This window comes from Pedobacter westerhofensis (genome assembly GCF_900182595.1).
Classification (GTDB): Bacteria; Bacteroidota; Bacteroidia; order Sphingobacteriales; family Sphingobacteriaceae; genus Pedobacter; species Pedobacter westerhofensis.
Genome location: NZ_FXTN01000006.1, coordinates 240492 through 266676, shown reverse-complemented (window position 1 = coordinate 266676; position 26185 = coordinate 240492). Strand labels below are relative to the sequence as shown.

At 42.3% G+C, this 26185-nt stretch carries 19 protein-coding genes; 12 read left to right on the top strand and 7 right to left on the bottom strand.

Annotated elements, in window-relative coordinates; genetic code table 11:
* Window positions 1–7 precede the first annotated feature (7 nt).
* Window positions 8–1234 (top strand): alanine dehydrogenase, encoded by a 1227-nt coding sequence (locus FN831_RS13635; protein WP_142528726.1) that lies wholly within the window; start codon window positions 8–10, stop codon window positions 1232–1234.
* On the opposite strand, the gene FN831_RS13630 is transcribed toward FN831_RS13635, so the two are convergent.
* Window positions 1214–2398 carry an MFS transporter gene (locus FN831_RS13630; RefSeq protein WP_142528725.1) on the bottom strand — a complete coding sequence of 395 codons (1185 nt, stop codon included), beginning with the start codon at window positions 2396–2398 and terminating at the stop codon, window positions 1214–1216. The two genes, FN831_RS13635 and FN831_RS13630, sit on opposite strands and share 21 nt — an antisense overlap.
* A gap of 58 nt (window positions 2399–2456) precedes the next feature.
* Window positions 2457–3791: a D-alanyl-D-alanine carboxypeptidase/D-alanyl-D-alanine-endopeptidase gene (locus FN831_RS13625; RefSeq protein WP_142528724.1), complete on the bottom strand. Its 1335-nt coding sequence runs from the start codon at window positions 3789–3791 to the stop codon at window positions 2457–2459.
* Between the two features lie 178 nt (window positions 3792–3969).
* On the opposite strand from FN831_RS13625, the gene FN831_RS13620 reads away from it, so the two are divergent.
* The 8 genes from FN831_RS13620 (at window position 3970) to FN831_RS13585 (ending at window position 17864) form a co-directional block, all read left to right on the top strand.
* Complete coding sequence (locus tag FN831_RS13620) at window positions 3970–6480, top strand: zinc-dependent metalloprotease (RefSeq protein WP_142528723.1); 2511 nt, start codon at window positions 3970–3972, stop codon at window positions 6478–6480.
* Between the two features lie 385 nt (window positions 6481–6865).
* Window positions 6866–7807 (top strand): hypothetical protein, encoded by a 942-nt coding sequence (locus tag FN831_RS13615; RefSeq protein WP_142528722.1) that lies wholly within the window; start codon window positions 6866–6868, stop codon window positions 7805–7807.
* 95 nt (window positions 7808–7902) lie between these two features.
* Complete coding sequence (locus tag FN831_RS13610) at window positions 7903–8094, top strand: cold-shock protein (RefSeq protein WP_037441187.1); 192 nt, start codon at window positions 7903–7905, stop codon at window positions 8092–8094.
* Between the two features lie 146 nt (window positions 8095–8240).
* On the top strand, window positions 8241–11555 hold the full coding sequence (locus FN831_RS13605) for a DUF4175 family protein (RefSeq protein ID WP_142528721.1): 3315 nt from the start codon (window positions 8241–8243) through the stop codon (window positions 11553–11555).
* 9 nt (window positions 11556–11564) lie between these two features.
* Window positions 11565–12017 carry an rRNA maturation RNase YbeY gene (gene ybeY / locus FN831_RS13600; protein ID WP_142528720.1) on the top strand — a complete coding sequence of 151 codons (453 nt, stop codon included), beginning with the start codon at window positions 11565–11567 and terminating at the stop codon, window positions 12015–12017.
* Between the two features lie 197 nt (window positions 12018–12214).
* Window positions 12215–14083: an ABC-F family ATP-binding cassette domain-containing protein gene (locus FN831_RS13595; RefSeq protein WP_142528719.1), complete on the top strand. Its 1869-nt coding sequence runs from the start codon at window positions 12215–12217 to the stop codon at window positions 14081–14083.
* Window positions 14084–14223: 140 nt separating this feature from the next.
* Entirely contained in the window at window positions 14224–16086 is a 1863-nt protein-coding gene (gene mnmG, locus FN831_RS13590; protein ID WP_142528718.1) for a tRNA uridine-5-carboxymethylaminomethyl(34) synthesis enzyme MnmG, read from the top strand.
* A gap of 143 nt (window positions 16087–16229) precedes the next feature.
* Window positions 16230–17864, top strand: a complete 1635-nt coding sequence (locus FN831_RS13585; RefSeq protein ID WP_142528717.1) for an Ig-like domain-containing protein — start codon at window positions 16230–16232, stop codon at window positions 17862–17864.
* Window positions 17865–17886: 22 nt separating this feature from the next.
* On the opposite strand, the gene FN831_RS13580 is transcribed toward FN831_RS13585, so the two are convergent.
* Window positions 17887–18396: a gamma carbonic anhydrase family protein gene (locus FN831_RS13580; RefSeq protein ID WP_142528716.1), complete on the bottom strand. Its 510-nt coding sequence runs from the start codon at window positions 18394–18396 to the stop codon at window positions 17887–17889.
* Between the two features lie 8 nt (window positions 18397–18404).
* A complete protein-coding gene (nadB, locus tag FN831_RS13575; protein WP_142528715.1) occupies window positions 18405–19991 on the bottom strand; it encodes an L-aspartate oxidase in 1587 nt (528 codons plus the stop codon).
* Window positions 19992–20389: 398 nt separating this feature from the next.
* On the opposite strand from nadB, the gene nadA reads away from it, so the two are divergent.
* Window positions 20390–21382: a quinolinate synthase NadA gene (gene nadA / locus FN831_RS13570; protein ID WP_142528714.1), complete on the top strand. Its 993-nt coding sequence runs from the start codon at window positions 20390–20392 to the stop codon at window positions 21380–21382.
* A 10-nt stretch (window positions 21383–21392) separates the two neighbouring features.
* Complete coding sequence (gene thiL, locus FN831_RS13565; protein ID WP_142528713.1) at window positions 21393–22433, top strand: thiamine-phosphate kinase; 1041 nt, start codon at window positions 21393–21395, stop codon at window positions 22431–22433.
* Here thiL and rmuC read toward each other — a convergent pair.
* Window positions 22428–23753: a DNA recombination protein RmuC gene (rmuC, locus tag FN831_RS13560; protein WP_142528712.1), complete on the bottom strand. Its 1326-nt coding sequence runs from the start codon at window positions 23751–23753 to the stop codon at window positions 22428–22430. The genes thiL and rmuC overlap by 6 nt on opposite strands.
* Window positions 23754–24020: 267 nt before the next feature.
* On the opposite strand from rmuC, the gene FN831_RS13555 reads away from it, so the two are divergent.
* A complete protein-coding gene (locus tag FN831_RS13555) occupies window positions 24021–24716 on the top strand; it encodes a zinc metallopeptidase (RefSeq protein ID WP_142528711.1) in 696 nt (231 codons plus the stop codon).
* Here FN831_RS13555 and apaG read toward each other — a convergent pair.
* A complete protein-coding gene (apaG, locus tag FN831_RS13550) occupies window positions 24713–25099 on the bottom strand; it encodes a Co2+/Mg2+ efflux protein ApaG (RefSeq protein WP_142528710.1) in 387 nt (128 codons plus the stop codon). The two genes, FN831_RS13555 and apaG, sit on opposite strands and share 4 nt — an antisense overlap.
* Window positions 25100–25132: 33 nt before the next feature.
* Window positions 25133–26140, bottom strand: a complete 1008-nt coding sequence (gene dusB / locus FN831_RS13545) for a tRNA dihydrouridine synthase DusB (RefSeq protein WP_142528709.1) — start codon at window positions 26138–26140, stop codon at window positions 25133–25135.
* Between the last annotated feature and the right edge of the window lie 45 nt (window positions 26141–26185).

Here is a 26185-nt window from a genome sequence, read left to right as displayed (position 1 = left end):
CTAGATAATGGCTACAGGATTACGGGAAGAAATGGCCTCAATTGCTCAAAAAGGTTTGCTACAGCCAAAAGAGACACTGTCAGAATTAAAACAGAAAAGCAACAGTCTTTATATTGGTATCCCAAAAGAGATTTCATTTCAGGAGAACAGGATTGCCCTTACTCCCCTGTCTGTCGCACTACTGGTAAACAACGGCCATAAGGTATTGCTGGAGAGCGGTGCCGGAACCGGGGCCAACTTTTCTGATAATGACTATAGTGAGCAGGGCGCTATTATCACCTTTAATAAAAAGGACGTTTTCGATGCAGATATTATCGTAAAAATTGCCCCTCCAACCTGCGACGAGATAGAGATGATGCACAAGGGACAGACGCTGATCTCTGCCCTGCAGATGGGTGCGCTTAAAGAAAGCTATCTCAAATCCCTGATGGACAAAAAGATCAATGCCCTTTGTTTCGAAAACTTACGGGATGAAGGAAATATCCTCAGTGTTGTCCGTGCCATGAGCGAGATTGTAGGGGCTACCTCAATCTTTATCGCCGCAGAGTACCTGAGCAGTGTTACCGGTGGTAAAGGCCTGATGCTTGGCGGTTTTACCGGTGTGCCGCCAACGGAGATTGTGATCCTGGGTGCAGGTACGGTTGGCGAGTATGCTGCCAGAACAGCCCTCTCCCTCGGTGCAGAAGTAAAAGTATTTGACAGTTCTATTTATCGCCTCCGCCGCCTGCAGAACAACCTGGGAAGCCGCGTTTTCACCTCCGTGATGCAGCCAATTGTACTGGGCAAGGCCGTGACTACCTGCGACGTTGTGATCGGCGCCATCAGGGCTACACATGGCCGCAGCCCCTGTATAATCATGGAAGAAACTGTAGCGCGCATGAAACCCGATTCTGTGGTGATTGATGTGAGCATAGACCAGGGCGGCTGTTTCGAAACGTCTGAGGTAACGAACCACAAAGACCCTGTATTCAGGAAACATGACGTGATCCACTATTGCGTTCCAAATATTGCCTCAAGAGTACCCAGAACAGCTTCTTATGCGCTGACAAATATCTTTACACCTATCCTGGTGGATATTGGTGATATGGGCGGGCTGATGAATGTGGTATGGAACAGACCCGGGATCAGGGAAGCGCTGTATATCTACCAGGGGCACCTCACCAGCAAAACCCTGGCTAATATGTTTAACCTGCCTTTTAAAGATATCGAACTCTTAGTTGTTGCCAACCAGTAATTTTTTAGGTTTCCATACAAACTGCAGGTAAACCAGAGCAATCAGTGTAATTCCTGTACAAAGGTAAAATGTGGTAGGTATCGCAGAAATATCATCTACAAACAACCAGCCGGCCAGTAGTGCCCCCATGCCAATTCCCGCTTCAAGCGCGATGTACATGGTTGCCACCGCTTTTCCGCGGTGCGCCGGGTCGCTCAGATCTATCGTCCATGCGCTTACCGCAGGAGACAGCATGCCGGTTGCCACGCCATATAAAGCAGAAGCGCACATCAATGATAGAGAGGAAGCGGCAAGCCCGATCCACACCAGTGACACTGCCAGCATGCCAAGCGAAACTTTAAGAATAAGTACTCTGCCGTACTGATCTGAAGCCTTGCCCGCTACAAAACGGATGAGCAGGGATGTCAGCGTAAATACAACAAAGAACAATCCTTTATTGGTTGTACCAAGATACTTGCTCCAGTCGCCGATCACCGTTAAGATTGCCCCGTAACTTACATAGCTCAGCAGGGTAATCAGTGAGGCAGGGATCACGCGCCACTCGATGATATCATTCCTTTTAATTTTAAGCAGCGGCAGGCTGAAACGCTGTTTGTCTGTCAGGGATTCTTTCATATTGGCCAGGATCACTATAGACATCAGTGCAAAGGCAGAGGAGCAGTAAAACAGGATATTTATGGAAAAGTGATCTGTGATCATACTTCCTATCGCCGGCCCTATGGCCAGGCCGGTACTAAAACAGATGCCATGAACGCCCATTGCCTCGCCCCATTTGTTTTCCGGCACCAGGTCTGCCACATAAGCAGCCGTGGCAGTAGGTTTAAAGCCCGTGGAAAATCCATGGATCAACCTGAGAAATAAAAACCCGGCAACGGTAGTCAGCACCGGATAAAGCAGCCCGCAAACAAAACAAACCACAGAGCCTACGGCCATTACAGGTACCCTGCCTATGGTATCTGTCAGTTTACCGCTGAAAGGCCGGGAAAATCCGGCTGTAAGCGTAAATAAGGCGATGATCAGGCCTTTGTACGAAGCTCCGCCCATTGCACTCAGATAAGCGGGTAATTCGGGGATCAGCATATTAAAGCTGGACGAAAACAGAAAGGAACTTAAACAGACCAGTCCGAATTGCAGGGTATAAATCGATTGAGCGTCGTTCTTCATATCCGAACAAAAGTAAAACTAAATCATAAACACTTTCCTTAAAATTCTAATTAATGGATCAGAAGTTCTCGTGGATGCTGGTAATCACCTTTGCCATTTCTTTTTTCAGCTCTGCTACCGGGCTGACAAAATTATTGTTCATAAAAGAGAAACTAAGGGTGCGTCCTTTTTTAGTGAGCACATAGCCGCTTTGGTTATAAACACCTGAAAGCGATCCCGTTTTGCCATATACAAAGGGATGATCAGTTTTTGGATAGGCACTCTTCAGCGTTCCGGTCTTACCGCCGGCAGGCAGCAAACTGAAAAGTTTTTCGCGGTTATTGATTTGCTGATCGATCATTTTCAGCAGGGTGATGATATCTCTGGGCGTAATCAGGTCCATCCGGGATAATCCCGAGCCATCCACCCAGCGGGGTTTGTCTGGCAATCCGGACAGATATTTCTCCTGGATGTATTTTATCGCCTCTGTACCATTTAAGGATGATTGAAACTGGTTGGCATACACCAGTAGCAGCTGCTCTGCAATAAAATTATCGCTCGGCAGCATCATTTCCCTGAGCACCTGCTCTGAAGGCACATTGTAAATTGTTTTTGCGCTGACGGGCATTTCCAGGTGAATAATCCCTACCGCACGGTGTAATGTATCAGCAAGCAGGTTTACCGTAAGGGCTGTACCCGTTTTATAGGGGATCTGCTGCTCGAAATTTGCCGGTAGGCTTATCTTCCCGGGGTAATGCAAAACGTTCTCGTTAAAATCCCTGACAGCGTTAAATGTTCCTGTAAAGGCTGCAGAATCCCTGACCATGCAATCATTAAAAAGCCGCGGAGAAACGGAGACCTTTGCCTTATTGCCAGTGATGGTAATCAGGTTGTCCATTATAGGCAGCTCGGTTATTTCTGCCTGGTAATAGTCGTTGTAATCATCCCATGACCATCCCTGCCCGTAAAAATTACCCGTGTACCTGCCGGGAGAAAAGAACAATTGCTTTTTACTGTCGCGCAGGAACCTGAACGCGTGGTCGCCTTTTAGCCTGCTTTGGAGGAAAGAAGGATCACCGGTTCCCCAGAAAATCAGCGAATCTCCTCTTTCAACATATCTCAGGGAAGGGATAGAATCAGGAAGCAGCTTTAATCCGGCATAAAATGTAAATAACTTGGTATTGGAAGCAGGAACGAAATATTTATCAGCATCTTTTTCATAGATCATCTTTCCTTTATCAAGATCAGAAAGGGCAAAGCCTACAGGATGGCCCTTCAGCAGGGCCGAATTCTTAAATAGGCGTTCTACTTTCCGCTCTGTTTTGCGGTCGGTAGCACATCCTGTCAAAAACAGGATAGAAATCAATGTAATTCCCTTTAGGAGGGGCAACTCCAGGAGTTTAATTATTTTCATTAATAGCTTTATTGTCTTTGATCTAACTAAAGTATTATTTATTTAATTAAAAACGCTTTGCTCACCCAAAAATACCTGACATTAAGCTGGTTGTAACTTTATAATTACACATCTTTGTTACTTTTCGCAATGAATATATTTGAACTCTTAAAAATAAACCTAATAACTGTTAAACTCAATGAACAAAAGGTCAAACTTACTGGCAATTGCCGGTATGTGTTTAATATGTGCATTCAGCAGTGATGCATTATATGCACAGAAGAAATCTAAAAAGAAAACTCCGGCAAGCGGAGCATCTGCAACGCCTCCACCTGCAGCAAAAAAAGAGGGCATTAAGCCCTTCAGCGAAATAATTACCGCAAAAGCGAGAAAAAAAGATGGCCTGTTTAAAACCTATAAGGTAGACGACCGCTGGTTCTTCGATATTCCTGATTCCCTGCTCAACCGCGAGATGCTGATTGTATCGCGCTTAAATAAAGTACCGTCCGGCGTATCGGTGGGCAACCAGCAATATGGCGGTGAAGAATTAAATGAACAGGTATGGCAATGGGAACGCCGCGGCAAACAGGTTTTTGTTCGTGTGCCCAGCTATTCTGTAAGAGCAGACAGTACCTCAGACATGTACCAGTCTGTTAAAAACTCAAACCTCTCTACGATCATTGCCAGCTTTGACATCAAGGCTTACAACAAGGATACAAGCGGAGTGGTAATTGATGTGACCGACTTCTACAATAGTGATATAATGGCGATCGGCGCCACGGACGAACTGAGAAAAGCCTACAAAACCACGGCTCTGGACCCTACCAGATCATATATCGATACTGTAAAAACTTTCCCGCTGAATATTGAAGTGGTAACGAGCAAAACGTATAAAACGATGGAGTCTCCTATCGATAACAGCATCGGGGCTGTTACCTATGAATTTAATACTTCGATGCTGCTGTTGCCAAAAAAACCTGCAAAACCTCGTTTGAACGATGTAAGAGTGGGCTATTTTGGACAAACGCAAACAGATTATGGTACAGATGCGCAAAAAGCTGAGAAAACAGCCTATATCCACCGCTGGGGCCTTGTTCCGAAGGATACAGCTGCTTACCTCAGGGGCGAACTGGTTGAACCGGTAAAACCTATCGTCATTTATATTGATCCTGCCACACCAAAAAAATGGGTACCATACCTGATTGCCGGTATTAACGACTGGCAGGTTGCCTTCCAGGAAGCAGGGTTCAAAAATGCTATTATTGGTAAAGAAGCACCAACAGCAAAAGAAGATCCGGAGTTCAGCGTAGATGATTCACGCTATTCAGTGGTGCGCTATTTTGCGTCGAACATCGCCAATGCTTACGGCCCTCACGTGTCTGACCCGCGTTCAGGCCAGATACTTGAAACTCACATCGGCTGGTACCATAACGTCATGAACCTGCTGAGAAACTGGGTTTTTGTACAAACTGCTGCCGTAGACCCTTCAGTAAGAAAAGCCAAATTTACGGATGAGCAAATGGGAAACCTGATCCGTTTTGTGTCTTCGCATGAAATTGGCCATACTTTAGGCCTGCCGCATAACTTTGGTTCAAGCTACGCCTACCCTGTAGACTCCCTGCGTTCGAAAACTTTTACCAATACCCATGGAACAGCTCCGTCAATCATGGATTACGCACGTTTTAACTATATCGCACAACCGGGGGACGGCGTTACGCAATTGCACCCTACTATCGGCGAATATGATAAATGGGCTATTAAATGGGGCTATACCTGGTTCCCGGGCAATTTATCTCCGGCCAAAGAACGTGAAAAACTTGATGTATGGACTGTTGCCAAAGCAGGAAACCCATTGTATTATTACGGAAGACAAGGTACATCCCTGGATCCGCGTCTGCAAAATGAAGACCTTGGAGACAACGCGATGAAAGCCAGTGCCTATGGTATCGCCAACCTGAAACGTATTCTGCCAAATGTAGAAAAATGGACGTATGAAAAAGGCAAGGACTACAGCGACCTGAAAGAGATATATGGTGAAGTAATCACTCAGTTTAACCGTTATATGGGCCACGTAACAACCAATATCGGCGGAATGAGCGAAAACTTTAAAACATACGACCAGAAAGGTGCAGTTTATACTTACCTGCCAAAAACCAAACAAAAAGAAGCCGTGGCATTTTTAAATGCCCAGTTATTTAATACCCCGCTATGGTTGATCAACAATGCACAATTAAACAAGTTTGATAACGGTGTATTGCTGAATAACATCAAAGCTGTACAGTCTGGCACACTTGGAAGCATCCTTTCTCCTTCACGTATCGCAAGGCTACTGGACAACGAAACTAAAAATGGTGCTACGGCTGCATATACACTTCCTGAGCTCTTCAAAGATCTGCACACGAGTATTATCCCGTCGAGTCGCCCGGATGCGTTTAAACGCAATCTGCAGCGGTCATTTGTAGACCGTTTGGGAACACTGATGACGCAGGAAATGCAGGCGCCTCCGGGAGTTGCTCCTTCACGCATTGCTGATTTTGGTTTGACACCTGTTAATGTTTCCCTTTCTGATATCAGGCCACTGGTGAGAGCGGAATTAAAATCATTGCTGACGATCGCAAAAGCGAGAGCTGTTGCAGGTGATGCGATGACTAAAGCACATTATGATGATCTGGCGATCAGGATCAACGATATCCTGAACCCCAAAAAATAGAGGTAAACCCTCATTCTTAAGCCTCTGCCGGCCAGACCAGATTTCCTTTCTGTCTGCCGGGCAGAGGCTTTTTATTTAGGCACGCTCCGGGTTCTGTCTGAGTGATGTTCGTATCTTGGTCGTATACAGAGGGTTTATAAAAAGGGTTTACGTTAGGTATACCTTAAATTTACAGCGCTTTCAAAGCAGGTTTCTATCGTGTTTGAAACGGCTACAACTCGAATCAAACTCTTTTGAAACAAGTTTGAAAGCCGTTCCAAACCCGTTATATATACGAGGTTGATCTAAGGTAAATACCTCGTAGTAACAAGTAAACACCGAACGAGGTACCTTGCTGGTATCTATTACACATTATCTTATATTTGCGCGAAAACGTTTTGCTGCTATGAAAGTACTCCGATCCCTGTTGCTGATGATAAGTTCCGCTTTGTTATTGCTTGCCTGTAACGGAAAAACTGGCAAAGAAAAACCAGAGCCAAAAACCAAACTGGATCTAAGCCCTATTACAGGGATCAGATATACAGAGGTAAAACGTCGTTTCAGCAATGGACTTTCATACGACAGTATGGGCTTTGCACAGGAGCCCAGCTGGATCATCCAGCTCAAAAAACCTGATACGATGTCTGCCTATGATCCCGCAAAAAAGATCATGCAGGGTTTTTATCTGCAGTACGACCATGGCGATGTTTATAATTTTGCGAAAGAATGGTTCAGGTTTAAACTCATCAGTAAAGACAGCCTGGTTTTTCAGCGCCTGCAGGTTACCCATAAAGAGATTGCTGATGATATCCGCTCTGATGTGAACATGACGTTTTATGCCGACAGCTATATCAAAAACGTTTTACATACCACCCCTGAAAAACTGCAGCGGCCTACCCGGGCAGATACGCTGTTTATTTCAAAACTGGTGGAAAGAGCGAACCGTTATCCGGATCAAACAGACAGTGTATTTGCCGCCAGACAGGTTGCGGTACTGATCCCCCGTGATAACAGAATCTCGGTGGAACGCCTGAGCAATGTAGACCGGCTTAACGGCAAAACAGAAGCCTATGATTATCTTTATCCGGCATACCGCCTGGTCATTCCTGAGGCTTATAAGGATTTTGTTTACGAATTCAATATCCTGGTGGCTCCAGACGGCAAACTGCGCCTTGGCAATTTCTTTACTAACCTTCCTGAGTTCCGGGAAGTCCGCAAAAAAGTTTTAGCAGGCATCACAAGTGTGTATTTACAAAATTTATTAAAAATTAAACCCGGCAGTACATTAGGGATGCCGCATACCAGTGAAGTAACCGTTACGGTAAAAGGCATAAAAGGGAAAAAATAGAGCTTTAAAAATTATATTCATCAAAAAATGAAGCATTTGCATATTATAAAAAAATTATCACTACCTTGCAGACTTAATATTTAATACTTAATACAATGCAAGAAGGAACAGTAAAATTTTTTAATGTAACTAAAGGTTTCGGATTTATCGTACCAGCTAATGGCGATAGCGAGATTTTTGTACATTCAACAGGCCTTATCGATGAAATCCGTGAAAACGACAAAGTAGAATACGATGTTGAAAGCGGTAAAAAAGGTTTGAATGCGATCAATGTTAAAGTAATCTAGATTATTATAACCATATTCGTACAAGCTTCCTGATGTGATATCAGGAAGCTTTTTTTATGCCCTTTAATTTCCCTGCGGAATAAAAAATGCATTTGGATTAGCGCTGTTGCCGCAGCTTTTTTATCTTTAGTTTTATTCCCGTTCAAATGGACCGCAATTACGAAATCTTAATTTCAAAGATTAACGAATTCAGAAGAAAATTTTATCTGAACCAATTGCTGCGTGGCGTCATCTATACCCTTGCCCTACTGCTGTCCCTTTACCTGTTTTTGTTTGTGCTGGTGTACTATATCCGCCCCGCGCCTAATATTAAAACGATTCTTTTCTTTGCCTATCTGCTGTTGCTGTCTGTTTCCACAGCCGCAGGTATTATTAAGCCCATTCTGGCGTATCTCAGCCTCAGCAAAATACTCAGCCTAGAAGAATCTGCCGCCCTGATCGGAAATCACTTTGAGCCCATACGTGATAAATTACTCAATACCCTTCAGCTAAAGGCACTTGCGGATCTAGCACCTTCGCAAAATCAATTGATCCTGGCCGGAATCGATCAGAAAATCGATGAGCTGAAACCTATTCCATTCAGTAAAGCCATCAGCTTTAATGACAATAAAAAATATGTAAAATATTTTCTGGTTCCGCTGGCACTGATCGTGCTGATCGCTGTTACTGCACCCGTAGTCTGGGAGGAAGGAACCCGGAGCCTTATCCATTACAATAAAGAAATTTTACCCGCCGCTCCCTTTAATTTTGTTCTTCGTAACCCCGGAATGACCGTAACACAGGGCGACGACCTGCTCATCGAACTGGAACTGAAGGGCGACCAGCTGCCGCAGGAGGTTTACCTTCAGGAAGGCCTCAATACCTACAAACTCGAACGTAAAGGCAACAGCCGTTTTATCCACTCATTTAAAAACCTGCAGCAGAGCCTGAGCTTTCGCTTCAGCGCCGGCGGCTTTGACTCCAAAGCCTGGCTGTTAACCGTAAAACCACGTCCCTCCATTCTTAATATACAGGCCAGCCTGGTTTACCCTTCCTATCTGAAAAAAAAGAACGAGACCATTGCTAACGCGGGCGACCTGGTACTCCCCGAGGGCACTACAGTCACCTGGAAGATTTATACAGAAAATGCCGCAATGCTGCTGTTTACACTTGGCGGAAAAACCAGGCAATTAAGTTTTTCCGGCAATGAAACCTCTTATCAGGCAAGCCTTAAAAAAAGCCAGGACTATCAGATCGTACCAAAAAACAATTTCTCTGCACATCCTGATTCTGTTACCCATAAAATCGATGTGATACCCGACCTTCCGCCATCCATCAGCATGACAGAAACTATAGATTCACTGAGCAGCAAGGCGCATTATTTTACCGGAAATATTACTGATGACCACGGGTTCAGCTTACTAAAGTTTGTATATGTCCTCAAAGAAGACAACAGAGAGAAAAAGAAGGTAAGCACTGCCATTCCTATTCATACTGCACAGCAGGAAAATGCCTTTCTCTATTACTGGAACCTCAAAAAGCTAAGTATAAAGCCCGGGCAGATGATTGAATATTATCTTGAAGTTGCAGATAATGATGGTGTAAATGGCCCCAAAATTACACGTTCTGCTATTAAGACTTACACACCGCCATCGGATCAGGAACTGGCGAAACAGCAGAATGCAGAAAGCGGCAATCTCAAAAAACAGATGAATTCGGCAATCAGGCTTGCCGCAGAAGTTGAGCGTGGCAGCAAAAAACTGGGCGAAAACCTGCTCGATAAAAAAGACTTGTCTTTTGAAGATAGAAAAGAAATCAATCAGCTGCTGGACAAACAGAAAAAACTGGAAGATGTAGTGAAAGAGATACAGCAGGCAAAACAAAAAAGCAGCAATGAGCAGTCAGATGAGGAGCAATCAAAAATGGCCATTGCAGACAAGCAGAAACAAATTGATGACCTTTTTAAAAACGTGCTCGATCCAAAGACCAAAGCACTGTTGGAAAAACTGCAGAGTTTAATGGACCAGAACAATAAAGATCAGGTACAAAATGAGTTGTCAAAAATGACGATGGATAACAAATCGTTGAAAAATGAGCTGGACAGGGTGCTTGAGCTATATAAGCAACTGGAGTTTGAGCAAAATCTGCAAAGTCAGGTAGAACGCTTAAAAAAGCTTGCAGACTCACAGAAAGAACTGGGTAAAAAAGCACAGGAAAAAAACGCAGAACCCTCAGCTCTTAAAAAACAGCAGGACAAAGCTGCACAGGAGTTTAATGACCTGAAAAAAGATATCAGACAGCTGGACCAGAAAAATAAGGCGCTGGAACGGCCCAATAGTTTCCAGCCTATGGAAAAAGAAAGCCAGTTTGTACAGGAACTGCAACAGCAAAGCCTGGAAAACCTGGAGAAACAGCAGCAGCAGAAGGCTGCTGAAAATCAGAAGAAAGCAGCTGAAGAAATGCAGAAAATGGCTGAAAAGATGGAGGAAAGCAATCAATCTGCTGCAGAAATGGAAAACAATCTGAACACCGAAGAACTGCGCCGGCTGCTTCAGAACATTTTAAAAACCTCGTTCGACCAGGAAAAAGTAGTGCTTAGTTTCAAAAATATCATTACCAGTGACCCTTCCTATACAAAAAATGTACAGCAGCAGCGCGAAATCAAAGACAACATGAAAACGATTGCCGACAGCCTGTATTCCCTGAGCAAAAGGGTTCCCCAGATTGAAAGTACGGTTAGCGGGGAGATGCAGAAAATTAACTTTAATATCAATAAAAGCCTGGAGAGCCTTGGAGAACGCAGAACCGCCGAGGCTGTTAGAAACCAGCAGTATACGATGACCTCCATTAATAACCTTTCGCTGATGCTGAATGAAGCACTTGAACAACTGGAGAAAAACAAGAAAAATGCAAAATCCGGGGGCAAAGGCAAAGGAAAACAATCCATGCAACAGTTGCAGAAAATGCAGGAGCAATTGAATAAAAGCATGGAGCAGGCCAAACAGCAGCTGGAGAAAGAGGGCAATAAAGGCAGCGTACCTAAAGGCAAAATGAGCGAGGGCTTTGCAAAAATGGCACAGCAACAGCAAATGATCAGGGAAGCGCTCCAAAAAATAAATACCGAAGAAAATAAGGACGGCAAGAGCGGCCTCGGCAACCTGAACCAGCTGGTAAAAGAGATGAAAATGACAGAGTCAGACCTGATCAATAAACGTATCGAAGAGGAAACAATCAAACGCCAGAAGAGTATTACCACAAAATTGCTTGATGCCGAAAAGGCAAGCCGCGATCAGGATAAAGAGGGAAAAAGGGAAAGTAAGGCTGGCGGGGATTATCCTCCATCCTATCCGAAACTGCTGGAAGAATTTAAAAAAAGCAATCTCAGTGAAAAAGAATTCCTTCAAAAGCTTCCCCCCACACTCAATTACTATTATAAAAATAAAATAACAGCATATTTTAAATCACTAAATTTGCCAAAGTAAACCATTCATATGCGTAAGGCACCAGTCTATTTTTTCTCTGAAGAAGTAAAGTACACCCTAAAAAATAAGATCCGGATCAGAAACTGGATCAATGAAACGATCGTTGCAGAAGGATATCAGCTGGAAGAGCTGAACTTTATTCTCTGCTCTGACGAATATTTACTGGCTATGAACCAGCAATATCTTAAACATGACACTTATACTGACGTAATTACTTTTGATAACTCTGAGGGGCTTAAAACGATCCTTGGCGATATATTTATCAGTATAGAACGTATACAGGAAAACGCAGGGCAGTTTAAGAGCACCACAGAGCAGGAATTATGCCGGGTAATGATCCATGGAACATTACATTTATTAGGTTATAAGGACAAAGGGAAAGCCGCAAAAACAATGATGACACAAAAAGAAGATCAATACCTTGCGCTGTTAAACCTCAAACCGGCATCCTCACCTTTGTAATATTCTTCATTATACTGAATATCAATATATTACCGTTCTATCAATCCGATTTAGCACCCGGATAACGTCTGCCAGAGGTCAGCAAACAGTAATTTATCACTAATATGCTGCCACTCCCGGCAGATCAATACTATACCGGCAAATTATGTTTACTTTTGCAGGTAATTTCTTATCCTATAATTCGTTAAAAAAATACTTTGAGCACATTAATTGCAGCAGAAAACTTAGGCCATGCCTACCATGATGAATGGTTATTCAAGAATTTAACTTTAGGCATCCAGACCGGGCAGCGCGTAGCACTTGTCGGGATTAATGGTGCCGGTAAAAGTACGCTATTAAAATTATTGGCCGAGCGGTTTAATCCTCTGGAAGGAAAAATCGTAAAAAATAAATTTGTGAAGATTGGTTTCCTGGATCAGGAACCTTCATTCCCGGACGGGTACTCCATCAGTGATTTTATATTTTCACAGGAAAATAAGCAGCAGCAACTGATCAAGGAATATGAAGAATTAATTGAAGACCCAAATCCTGATGAGAAAACGCTGAATCGTTTATATGAAGAACTAAGCGAGCATAACGCCTGGGAATACGAGCATGAAATCAAAACGATTTTAAGCCGCATGGGTATAAATCATTTGCAGCAGCAGATATCTACATTATCCGGTGGTCAGAAAAAACGTTTGGCCCTGGCCAAACTGCTGATTGAAGATCCTGAAATTTATGTTTTGGATGAACCTACCAACCATTTGGATATTGATACGATTGAGTGGCTGGAGAAACTTCTGACAACGGGCAATAAAACTATTCTGCTGGTAACGCATGATCGCTATTTCCTGGATAATGTATGTAATACAATCGTAGAACTGGACAGGGGCAAGATTTATAATTACAACGGAAACTATGCCTATTTCCTGGAGAAGAAATCTGAGCGCGAAGCTTCCGATGAAAGTACTTTCCATAAAAATAAGAACCTCTTGAAAAAGGAACTTGAATGGATGCGCAGAATGCCGCAGGCAAGGGGCACAAAATCCCAGGCCCGGATTGATGCATTTTATGATCTGGACAATAAGACAAAACAACGGACGGATAATAAAAATGTAACCCTGAATGTGAAAATGTCCCGCCAGGGAAATAAGATCCTGGAACTGGATCATATTGGTCAATCTTTTGGTGAAAAGAAAATCATTTCAGACTTTAGCTATGTTTTTAAACGTTCAGACCGTATTGGACTTGCGGGAAAAAACGGTACAGGTAAATCAACCCTGCTGAACATTATTACCGGCTTTCAGCAACCTGAAAAAGGTCATGTAAGTACCGGAGAAACTACAGTGTACGGTTATTACAAGCAAGGTGGTTTGGCTTTCAATGACAAGCAAAGAGTAATTGATATTGTTACTGAAGATGCTGAATATATCAAGATGGCCGACGGACAAACGATCTCCGCATCTCAATTACTGACCCTGTTCTTATTCCCAATTAAAAAGCAGCATGGTATGGTAGAGAAGTTGAGTGGAGGTGAAAAGAAACGCCTGCATTTAATGAAAGTACTCATGCAAAATCCTAACTTCCTGATTCTGGATGAGCCAACAAATGATCTGGACATCGATACCCTGAATGTGCTGGAAGAGTTTCTTGAAAACTTTCCGGGTGTATTGATCCTGGTATCTCACGACAGATATCTCCTTGATAAGATGAGTGAGCAATTGTTTATTATGGAAGGTGAAGGTGTTGTTAACATATATAATGGCAACTATTCTGAATACAGACTGAGTCTTGATTTACCAAAAGAAAAAACACCTGTTGCGGCCGTAAAAGCCAAAGAAACTGTTCCAGCTACAAATAAACTAAGCTATAAAGAACAGAAGGAACTTGATGATGCAGAAGCTCTGATTGCACAGTCAGAAGCCGAAATTGAAAAATTAACTGCTTCCCTCCTTTCCATAGACAGTGCAAACTACCAGGAGATACAAGCCGTGACAAAGTCAATCGAAAGTATTAATAATACATTAGAACAAACAATGGAAAGATGGCTGGATTTGTCTGAAAAGAAAAACAAAACAAGCTAATTTAAAGCGCTGTGGCTGATCCTGATATTCAGACAAGCCTTCAGGACAATATAAAAAACAAACGTTCCACGTGGAACACCAAGCATTCTGGACGCAAATTACAGACCTTGTTCCACGTGAAACATAAAGCATAAATAAAAATGTTTAAAGAATATGATGTAATTGTTGTAGGTGCCGGACATGCGGGATGTGAAGCCGCGGCGGCTGCAGCAAACTTAGGTTCTTCGGTATTACTGGTTACCATGAACATGGAAACCATCGCACAGATGAGCTGCAACCCTGCAATGGGCGGCGTGGCAAAAGGACAGATAGTCCGGGAAATTGATGCCATGGGAGGATACTCCGGAATCGTTAGCGACAAGACAACACTTCAGTTTAGAATGCTGAATTTATCAAAGGGCCCTGCGATGTGGAGTCCACGTGCCCAGATAGACCGCAAGCGTTTTGCAGAAGAATGGCGGCTGGCTTTGGAGCGAACACCCAATGTCGATTTCTGGCAGGACATGGTAAGCGGATTGATCATCAAAGACAATAAAGTGGTAGGTATTAAAACTTCAATCGGAGCCGAAATCAGTGCGAAAAGTGTAGTGCTCACAAATGGTACGTTTTTGAATGGTGTGATCCATATCGGTGAGAAAAAATTTGGCGGAGGCCGGACCGGAGAAAAAGCAGCGACCGGCATTACTGAACAATTAACAGAAATAGGTTTCGAAGCAGGTAGAATGAAAACAGGGACTCCTCCCCGAGTGGACGGAAGATCACTGAATTATTCTCTGATGGAAGAACAATGGGGTGATGAAAATCCGGGAAGATTTTCTTACACAGATGTAGAGAGGCCCACCGATCAACGCTGCTGCTGGATCACGTATACCAACAGCGAAGTACACGAAACTTTGAAAGAAGGCTTTGAAAAATCGCCGATGTTTACCGGAAGGATCAAAGGACTTGGTCCAAGATATTGCCCGTCCATTGAAGATAAAATTAACCGCTTTGCTGAACGTGACCGTCACCAGATCTTTGTAGAACCTGAAGGATGGAATACAGTTGAAATTTATGTGAACGGATTTTCTACCTCTCTTCCGGAAGATGTCCAATACCGCGCTTTAACAAAAATTCCAGGGTTTGAAAATGCAAAAATGTTCAGGCCGGGATATGCCATCGAATACGATTATTTCCCACCTACACAGCTTTCATTGACGCTGGAAACCACATTAATACAAAATTTGTTCTTTGCTGGCCAGATCAATGGTACAACTGGGTATGAAGAGGCTGCTAGCCAGGGTTTTATCGCAGGTATAAACGCGCATCAGAAGGTGGCCAACCAGCATGAGCTGATCATGAAACGTTCTGAATCGTATATAGGAGTATTAATTGACGATCTTGTAACCAAAGGTACGGAAGAACCCTACCGCATGTTTACATCAAGGGCAGAACACAGATTGTTACTGCGCCAGGATAATGCCGATATCCGGCTCTCCCCTATCGGTCATGCTTTAGGATTGATCAGCGACGAACGACTGGAAAAGGTCAACAGGAAGATTGCCGACTCAGATGAGATTGTTGCCTTTACCCGTAAACAAGGTATTGAAATGACGGAAGCAAATGAAATGCTGGAAACTTTAAATTCAAGCGCCCTTACACAGAACGTTAAAATATTCAGTGTGCTGAGCCGACCACAGGTAGGTATTGAAGATCTCAGAAAAGTCAGCAAAAGTTTTGATGAACATCTGAGCACTTTTAACCAGGAAACTATAGAACAGGCAGAAATCAAAATCAAATATGAAAGCTACTTTCTGAAAGAACAGGAAATCGTGAACAAGATGCAAAAGATGGAGGATAAAGATATCAATCCTAATTTTGATTATTCACAGCTTGGATCCCTGTCAAAAGAGGCAAGAGAAAAATTATTGAAGATCAAGCCTCGGACACTGGGCCAGGCTTCACGTATTTCGGGAGTTTCGCCTTCGGATATCTCCGTTTTGATGGTCCATATCAGTAAATAAGAATTACTCAATTGATTATCAATGTCTTAGCATCATAGAAAGTCTATTTTAAATTGGCTTTATTTAAAGAGATATAAGCCAATTTAAAATTTTCTGAATCATATCAATCCAAAACATAGATAAGTTTATTATATCGCATATAAATGGCTAAAAACAACTTATTACAGCTTACGAGAAAATTATTTCCAGCCTTTTTGATCCTATTGATTTTTTCGGGCTGTGCAAGCATTGGAGCCGGACCTCAGGGCGGGCCAAAAGACAAAACCCCACCAAAAATCCTTTCTGTTACTCCAAAAAATCTGACCCGAAATTTTACAGCAAAAAAAATTGTAATCCAGTTTGATGAATATTTTAAACTGGTAGATCAGCAGAAACAATTTTCCATATCACCGGATGTAGAAGTTTTGCCGGTATTAAAAGTAAAGAACAAATCTTTGGAGATTACCCTCCCAGACACTCTTGAAAAAAATACTACCTACACTTTGAATTTTGGTAAAATGATTGCAGACGTAAATGAAGGCAATGTGGTTAAAAACTTCAGTTATGTATTTGCAACAGGAACTGAACTTGATTCATTAAGCATCTCTGGTAACATTAAGGATTCGCAAACGGGAAAACCTGTAATTGAAGGTGTGGCATTTGTATTTCCACTTGCAAGGGATACCCTGTTTGGAAAAAAGAAAGCATCTATCTATACACTGACAGACAGCAGCGGAAATTACAGGATCAATAACCTGAGAGCAGAAAGCTATAAGATCTATGCACTCAAAGAGCAGGGAAGTGATAAAATCTATCAGCAAAGCTCTGATGAGATTGGCTTTGTTAAAGAACCAATCTCTTTAAAAAGAGATACTCAAAACGTAAACATGGTTATCTTTAAGGAAGAGGCCAAAGTGTTCAGGGTAAATGACAGAAGATTAAACCAGGATGGAAGTATCACGATTGCTTTTAACCAGAAGCTGAAAAAACCCGGGATCACCATCATGGAACCAAAAAATATTGATGCGGGAAAAATAGTAAAATTCAACAAAACAAACGATTCTGTTAAGGTTTGGCTAAACGACCTTAGCTTTGACTCTACCAAGGTAAGCATTACAGATGATGGTAAACTGCTCCAAACCATCAAGCTAAACAGGGGGAAAAAAGATACTTACACCCGTACGGTAACAGCTACAGATAATATTGAAGCAAATTTGTTAAACCCTAACAGGCCGCTCCAACTCTCTTTTGGCATCCCTGTAGAAGAGGTAGACCCTACTAAAATTACAGTGCTGGAAGATTCTGTAGCAGTAACAGGCTTTACACTTCGCAGGGACAGTGCAGACCTGCTCTCCTACAACTTTATCTATCCATGGAAGGCAAATACCCCATATGACATCAAGTTTGCAGCAGGGGCCTTTACAGCGATTTTTAAGGTTAAGAATAAAGAGTTTAGCAAGAAATTCCAGCTGGCCAAAAGAGATGACTACGGCACGCTGGTAGTCAAAATCGTGGTGCCCGAACCTGATAAGCAGTACCTGCTTGAAATCACAAACGAAGCAAAAGCCGTGGTAAATACACTTATTGTAGCACACGATACGACTGTGAAGTTTGCAAATTACCGTGCCGGAAGATATTTTATCAGGATTATCTACGACAGTAATAAAAATGGGATATGGGATACTGGGGACGTAAAAGCAGGCTTACAGCCCGAAAAAATATGGAACGAAACAAAGGAACTTTCCATCCGCGCAAACTGGGACAGAAATGAAACGATCACTCTTCCAAAAGAACAATAATGATTGCAACCGACTGGCTTCACTATCTGAACCAGCCGGAATACATGATATAATTATCAGGTAATTTATTCAATAAAGCCCGTTGCTCTTCAGTAATGGGCTTTATTTTTTTTGCAGGTACACCAGCATACAAATAACCGCTCTCACACACTGTGCGCTCCAGTATCACCGAACCGGCTGCTATAATACAATATTCCTCCACAACTGCATCATCCATCACAATCGCTCCCATACCTACTAAAACATGGTCTCTGAGCGTGCAGCCATGCACAATTGCATTATGCCCTACAGAGACCCTGTTTCCTATATATGTTGCCGCTTTCTGATAAGTAGCATGGATTACAGCACCATCCTGGATATTGGAATCGTTACCAATCGTGATGCTGTTTACATCACCTCTGATAACAGCATTGAACCATACAGAGCAGTTGTTGCCCATAGTGACATCCCCAACGATAGTAGCATTTGGTGCTATAAAAGAATTGTCGCCCCATACCGGGCTTTTATCTAAAACAGGAAGAATAACTGGCATAATTAAAATTAAAAAATAGTATCCACAAGTTCATCTGCGTGGCCGGGATAATCAGTGGTATAATGTAATCCCCTGCTTTCTTTACGCGACATCGCCGATTTTATAATAACAAATGCAACCTGGATCACATTACGCAGTTCGCAGAGTTTTACTGAAACCTGATTCGCTTTATAAAAAGCTTCTGTTTCCTCATGTAATAAAAACAGGCGGCGCATTGCACGGTCAAGCCTGAAATCGGAACGCACAATACCTACATAATCACTCATTAATTTCTGTGTTTCGCGTAGATTATGCGTAACCAGGATATCTTCGTCAGACTGTACTACTCCATGGTCATTCCAGTCGGGGATGTTATCCGGTATGGTATTATTCTTAAATCTTTCGATCGCGTCCAGGTAAATTCTGTGTGCAAATACCGGGGCTTCCAATAATGAATTTGATGCAAGCCGGTTAGCCCCATGCAAGCCTGTGGACGAACATTCGCCGCAGGCATACAGATGATTGATAGATGATCTTCCATAGTCATCCACCAGGATACCTCCGCACATATAATGCGCAGCTGGGGTAACAGGGATCAGATCATTGGTCATGTCTATACCTATTGATAAACATTTTGCATAAATATTCGGAAAGTGTGCCAGTATGTCAGTCTTTTTACGATGCCTGATATCCAGATAAACAAAGTCTTCTCCGGATTTTTTCATCTCAGAATCGATTGCACGTGCTACGATATCACGTGGCGCAAGCGAGCCCCGCTCATCATATTCATACATAAATTCTTCGCCGTTTTTCCTTTTTAAAACGCCTCCAAAGCCTCTTACAGCCTCCGATATCAAGAAGGAAGGATACTCTCCGGGGTTATACAGGGCCGTTGGATGGAACTGAATAAACTCCATGTTTCGCAATTTGCCCTTAGCGCGGTACACCATAGCCATACCATCGCCTGTGGCAATCACGGGATTTGTGGTGCTGGAATACACATGCCCGGCGCCGCCTGATGCAAGGATAGTCACCTTTGCCAAGATCTTTTCAACATCGTTAAGTTCTGTATTAAAGGCATATACACCAAAACAGTTAATATCTTTAGAGGCCTTGTCAACAAACTCACCAAGGTGATGCTGGGTAATTAACTCTAAACAGAAGTAATGTGTTAATATCTCTATATTGTCATTTTCGTGGATCTGCCTCAGCAGGGCGCTCTCAATTTCATATCCTGTAACGTCTTTATAATGTAAAATCCTGTGGTCAGAATGCCCGCCCTCTTTGGCCAGATCATACACCCCGGCTGGGTTTTTATCAAAGTTAATTCCGTAGTCGATAATCTCCTGGATGCGCTGTGGACCTTCTTTTACAACGATTTCAACAATATCCGGATCACAGAGCCCGTCTCCCGCAATTAAAGTGTCATGAATATGTTTTTCGAAAGAATCGTCCTTATTTACAACCACAGCCACACCGCCCTGGGCATATTTTGTGTTTGATTCATCTTCATTTGATTTGGTAATGATAATTACCTTGCCGTGTTTGGCTGCCTTTAAGGCGAAGCTTAAACCGGCAATACCTGAGCCTATTACTAAAAAATCCGCGTTTCTCATTGATTCTTGCTAATTCCACCGCTTTGTTAACAACGTTGGAAAAGTGTTAATTACATGTCTAAATAAATAGAGGAACTATTTAAGAATGTTTAAAGCTAAGGGAAAATGAGAATTACACACAATATTTTAAGTTATTTTTGAGCAACTTTGCATCAGTTATTAACTTTTTACTACACTACTAACAATTAACATATTCATATTGATAAGTTTTAAGTTCTAAAAATATCTGATTGTAAATCAGCGGTTATTTGTCAGTAAAATCTCATTTATATGTTGGTAACTATAGAACAAATCATTTAAACGAATAAAATACCCGGAGTTACAAACATTACTAACACACTAATAAACAATAGAAGTCTATTTATATTAAATAATTATTAATTATTGAAACGTTGAAAATGGATACCTTAGAAGAATTAAACAGAAGAGGATTTGTAGAAGAAAGTATCGACCCAACACTTGATCTTTTTGATGAAATTGAAAAGCTAAAAAAGGAGAAAAATGCAATAGTGCTGGCGCACTACTATCAAGAACCTGATATACAGGATATTGCGGACTATATAGGGGATAGTTTAGGCCTTTCCCAGGAAGCCGCAAAAACCGAAGCTGATGTGATTGTATTTGCCGGGGTGCATTTTATGGCAGAAACCGCTAAAATACTTTCTCCTGAAAAGACAGTTCTTTTACCTGATGTTAAAGCAGGATGCTCATTAGCAGACAGTTGTCCTCCACATTTGTTTAAAAAGTTTAAGGAGAAATACCCGGACCACCTTGTGATTACCTATGTGAACTGTACAGCTGAACTAAAAGCGATGAGCGACATCGTTTGTACTTCTACCAATGCGGTTCAGATTGTAGAAAGCCTGCCAAAAGAGCAGAAAATTATTTTTGGTCCTGATAAAAACCTGGGCGCATGGGTGGCAAAGAAAACTGGGAGAGACCTGGTGTTGTGGAACGGTGCATGTATGGTTCATGAGATATTTTCAAGGGAGAAAATCACAAAACTAAAAGAGCGTCACCCAGGTGCTAAATTTATCGCACATCCTGAATGTGAAGAAGCAGTGCTGCAGATGGCAGATTATATAGGCTCTACTACAGGCTTGCTGAATTACGCTATAAAAAGCGATGCAAAAGAGTTTATTGTGGCAACAGAGAGCGGCATTATCCATCAGATGGAGAAAGCTTGTCCCGGTAAAACATTTATACCGGCACCGCCAAATAACAATTGTGCATGTAATGATTGTCCTTACATGAAAAGAAATACATTGGAAAAGCTCTATCTGTGTTTGAAAAACGGTACGCCGGAAGTTACTGTACCGGCAGATATCATTGCCGCAGCGAGAAAACCAATCGAAAGAATGCTGGAAATATCAGCCAGTCTGGGATTATAAAGAAAAAAATATGTTTGAAAATAAAGAACGCACAGATCTGGCAGAATTAGGTGAATTTGGCCTGATCAGGCACCTTACTGATAATTTTAAAATCAGGCATGAAAGCAGTATCAAAGGTATTGGAGACGATGCTGCAGTACTACATGCCGGGGATAAAGAGATGCTGATCTCTACAGACCTACTGCTGGAAGGAATTCATTTTGATTTGGCTTATGTACCGCTGATGCATTTAGGCTATAAGGCCGTTCAGGTCAATTTAAGCGATATTTATGCTATGAATGGAGTAGCAAGCCAGATCACGGTTTCGCTGGGCTTATCGAGCAAATTTCCGCTTGAGGCCGTAGAGGAAATTTATAAGGGGATTGAACTGGCCTGTAATAAATTTAATATTGACCTGATTGGCGGGGATACTTCGTCGAGCAAACAGGGCCTGGTGATCAGTGTAACGAGCATAGGATTTGCTGAGAAAGCCGATATTGTATACAGGAACGGTGCTCAGGAAGGGGATTTGTTATGTGTATCCGGAGATCTTGGCGGTGCATATGTTGGCTTACAGATCCTGGAGCGTGAAAAGCAGATTTTTCTTGAAAATCCTAACATCCAGCCTGATCTGGAAGGAAAAGATTATATCATTGAAAGACAGCTGAAACCGGAAGGAAGAAGAGATATCGTAGATCTGCTTGCACAAATGAAGATTATCCCTACATCGATGATTGATGTTTCTGACGGACTTGCCTCTGAGATTATGCATATCTGCAAAGAATCTGATAAAGGCTGTACGATCTATGAGGATAAACTGCCGATAGATCCAATGACCTATGAAACTGCAAGGGAGCTGGGTATAGATCCCACGGTTTGTGCATTAAATGGCGGAGAGGATTATGAGCTGCTTTTTACGATCAGACAGGATGATTATACCAAACTAAAACACGATGTAGACATCAGTGTGATCGGCCACATCACGGATAAACCATCAGGATGCAAAATGATATCCAAATCAAATGTAGTCCATGAACTGAAAGCTCAGGGATGGAACGCATTTAAACTATAAAATATCGTCTTCAGTTAAGGCTGGGTCCAGGAATTTATGATCAATTTGTTTCGTAGTTTTTGCACCCAGCTTTTTTATTTTATCAGCGGTTGCAGCTAAATTTCCGGTACCGGAAGAGAGCTTACTGATGGCCTTGTCATAGGCATCATGGCTTTGTTTAATGTTTCTGCCGATACTTTCCATATCTGAAAGGAAACCTACAAATTTATCGTACATCGTACCGCTGAGGCGAGCGATTTCAAGCACATTCCTGTTTTGCCGCTCCTGTTTCCATATGCTGGAGATCGTACGTAGTGTAGCCAGTAATGTTGAGGGGCTTACGATGACTACCTTTCTGTCCCAGGCATAGTTGAAAAGCTCCGCGTCTTTCTGCACTGCAATACCAAATGAAGATTCTATCGGAATAAAAAGCAATACAAAATCCGGTGAATTGATCTGGTAAAGAGCATGATAATTTTTACCAGCAAGATCCTGTATGTGGTTTTTCAAAGATAAGAGATGCTGTCTGACATAGATTTCCCTATCTTCTTCTGTTTCTGCAGAAACATACTTTTCATAAGCAATAAGGGAAACCTTGGCATCCACCACAATGTGTTTATCATCAGGAAGATCAATAATCACATCAGGCTGTACACGGTTCCCGGTTGAAGTACTGAAACTTGATTGTATGCGGTATTCTCGGTCTTTTACCAGGCCCGAGCGTTCCAAAACCCTCTCCAGTATAATCTCTCCCCAGTTTCCCTGTTTTTTATTATCTCCCTTGAGCGCTTTAGTGAGGTTGTTTGCATCTTCCTGTATCTGTCTGCTTTGATCCATCAGTTGTGAGATGACGCCCTTGAGTATATTGCGCTCGTCTGACTCCGCTTTGTACACGCGGTCTACCTTTTCCTCAAATGCCTTTATATTTTCCTTCAGCGGGCTTAAAATGAGTTCCATGCTGGCTTTGTTCTGTAATGTAAACCTGGAAGTTTTTTCTTCAAGGATCTGGCTGGCTATCTGTTCAAACTGAAGTTTAAACTGTTGCTGCAGTTCTGCGATATATTTATCCTGCTGGACCTGTTTTTCTATCTGTGCGTTCAGGATCTCTTCAGCCTTTACTGCCCTGCTCCTTTCGTTCATAAATCCTGTACGGAGATCTGCCAGTTCATCTTCCAGACGCTGTTTTTCTTCCCTGTAATACGTTAGGTTGCGCTGGTGTTCTGCCTCTTTCAAACTAAACATCTCCAACTGTCCGCCGGTATCCGCCACTGGTTTTTTGAACAAAAGGAAAAATAGAGCGGCCATTACCATAACCAGCAATACAATGATGATACTGTTCATTTACTAATATTTTTATCAAAAATCTGTATTATAAACCAGTTTAACAAACCTATTAGTATTTACAGGGGATGTAATTGGTTTTTATGATGTTTTTTATGGACATAATACATATATATATTGGACAAATGGGCAGAACATAATCGTGTTTTTTGGCCATATGAGCCGTAATACACTGATTTAGGCTATTTTTTAAATTATTAAGCAGATTGTAGTTGGGTTAGGAACAATTTTTGTTTTACCAGGAATGAGAAAATACACGATAACAAGATGGGAACCTATTTGTTTTTTATAATTCCGATGCTAATTGCAAGTATGTTTGTGCAATGGAAATTCAGGAGCAAATTTTCCAGATACGCCGAAATGCAATTGAATTCTGGTCTTTCCGGTCATGAAGTGGCCGAAAAGATGCTGCACGATAATGGCATATATGATGTAAGGGTAATGAGTTTGGACGGACAACTGACCGACCATTATAATCCTGCGGATAAAACAGTTAACCTGAGCACTGACGTTTATTATGGAAGAAGTGTAGCTGCGGCCGCTATAGCGGCCCATGAATGTGGTCATGCAGTTCAGCACGCAAAGTTATACCACTGGCTGGAGCTGCGTTCTGCGATGGTCCCAATTGTTAGTATATCATCCAATCTTTTACAGTGGGTACTCATCATTGGGATCCTGCTGATCGGTTTTACCGGTAATCCCATTGTACTGGGTATTGGTGTGGCAGGACTTGCGCTGATTACTGTTTTTAGCTTTATCACCCTTCCGGTAGAATTTGATGCCAGCAAAAGAGCATTGATCTGGCTAAAAAATAATCGTGGTGTGATGAATACCGCAGAAGAAAATTCACAGGCCAAAGATGCACTGTGGTGGGCGGCAATGACATACGTAGTGGCGGCATTGGGTGCCCTTGCAAACCTCCTGTACTATGCCTCGATGCTTTTTGGAAGAAACCGGAATTAATTTAAACGGTAAGGTACGATGAGCTGAAATTCCGGAATATCCACGCTGAAGTCTGTTTCATCGGTAACACGGTGCATCAGATAGGTACCTGACATCGCACCAATATCAGTTGTTAAATTGCAGCCTGACACATAAGAATAGCTTTCTCCGGGTTCTATTACCGGCTGAATACCTACAACACCTTCTCCCTCTACTTCTCTCTGCGTACCATTGGAATCAAAAATAAACCACTGGCGGCGCATGAGCTGTACGGCATAGTCAGACAAATTTTCTACTGTGATCTGGTAAGCAAACATAAAATGCTCTTTCTCAGGATTTGAGTATTCTTCCTGATAGACCGTATCTACTGAAATTTTAACGCCCTGTGTAATCGCTGTAACCATTTTAAAGATATTTATGTTCAGTGTTTTCAAAAATCACGCCATTTCTCCGTCGGGCAGGATGTATTGATATTTATCTGACACTTCGTCTAATATAGCGTGGATGATTTCGATATTATCTTCTTTCACCAGCAACATCCTGTAATTTTTAAAATCCGGCAAACCTTTGAAATAGTTGGCATAATGGCGTCTCATCTCAAATATACCAACTTTAGGGCCTTTCCAGGCAATAGATTTATCAAGATGGGTACGGCAAACCAATACCCTTTCTTCTACAGTAGGGCCGGCCAGTTTTTCACCGGTTTTAAAGTAATGGGCAATCTCTCTGAAAATCCATGGATAACCTATGGCAGCCCTGCCGATCATAATGCCATCGACCTCAAATTCACGGCGCCACTCGAATGCTTTTTGCGGACTGTCTATATCGCCATTGCCAAAAACGGGGATCTTAATACGCGGATTTCTTTTAATATCGCGGATCATCCGCCAGTCGGCTTCTCCCTTATACATTTGTGAACGGGTCCTGCCATGAATGGTCAGTGCCTGGATCCCTATATCCTGGAGCCTTTCAGCCACTTCGTCAACGTTTTTGGTATTATCGTCCCAGCCCAACCGGGTTTTTACGGTTACGGGTAAATGAGTAGCCCTCACTACGGCATCGGTCATTTTCACCATCTTGTCAATATCCTGCAGTAAAGCAGAACCGGCACCTTTACAGGCCACCTGTTTTACAGGGCAGCCATAATTGATGTCGATAAGGTCTGGCTTGGCCAGAGTAGCAATTTCCGTAGCTTCGTGCATCGTAGAAATTTCGCTGCCAAAAATCTGGATACCTATTGGTCTTTCGTATTCAAAAATATCTAGTTTCTGACGGCTTTTTGCGGCATCGCGGATGAGTCCTTCAGAAGATATAAATTCTGTGTACATCATGTCTACCCCGCTTTGTTTACAAACAAAACGGAATGGGGGATCGCTTACATCTTCCATGGGCGCAAGCAATAAAGGGAATTCTCCCAGGTCAATATTTCCTATCTTTACAGACATATTTCTATCTTCAATCCAAAATTTAAGATACAAAGGTACAAAAAT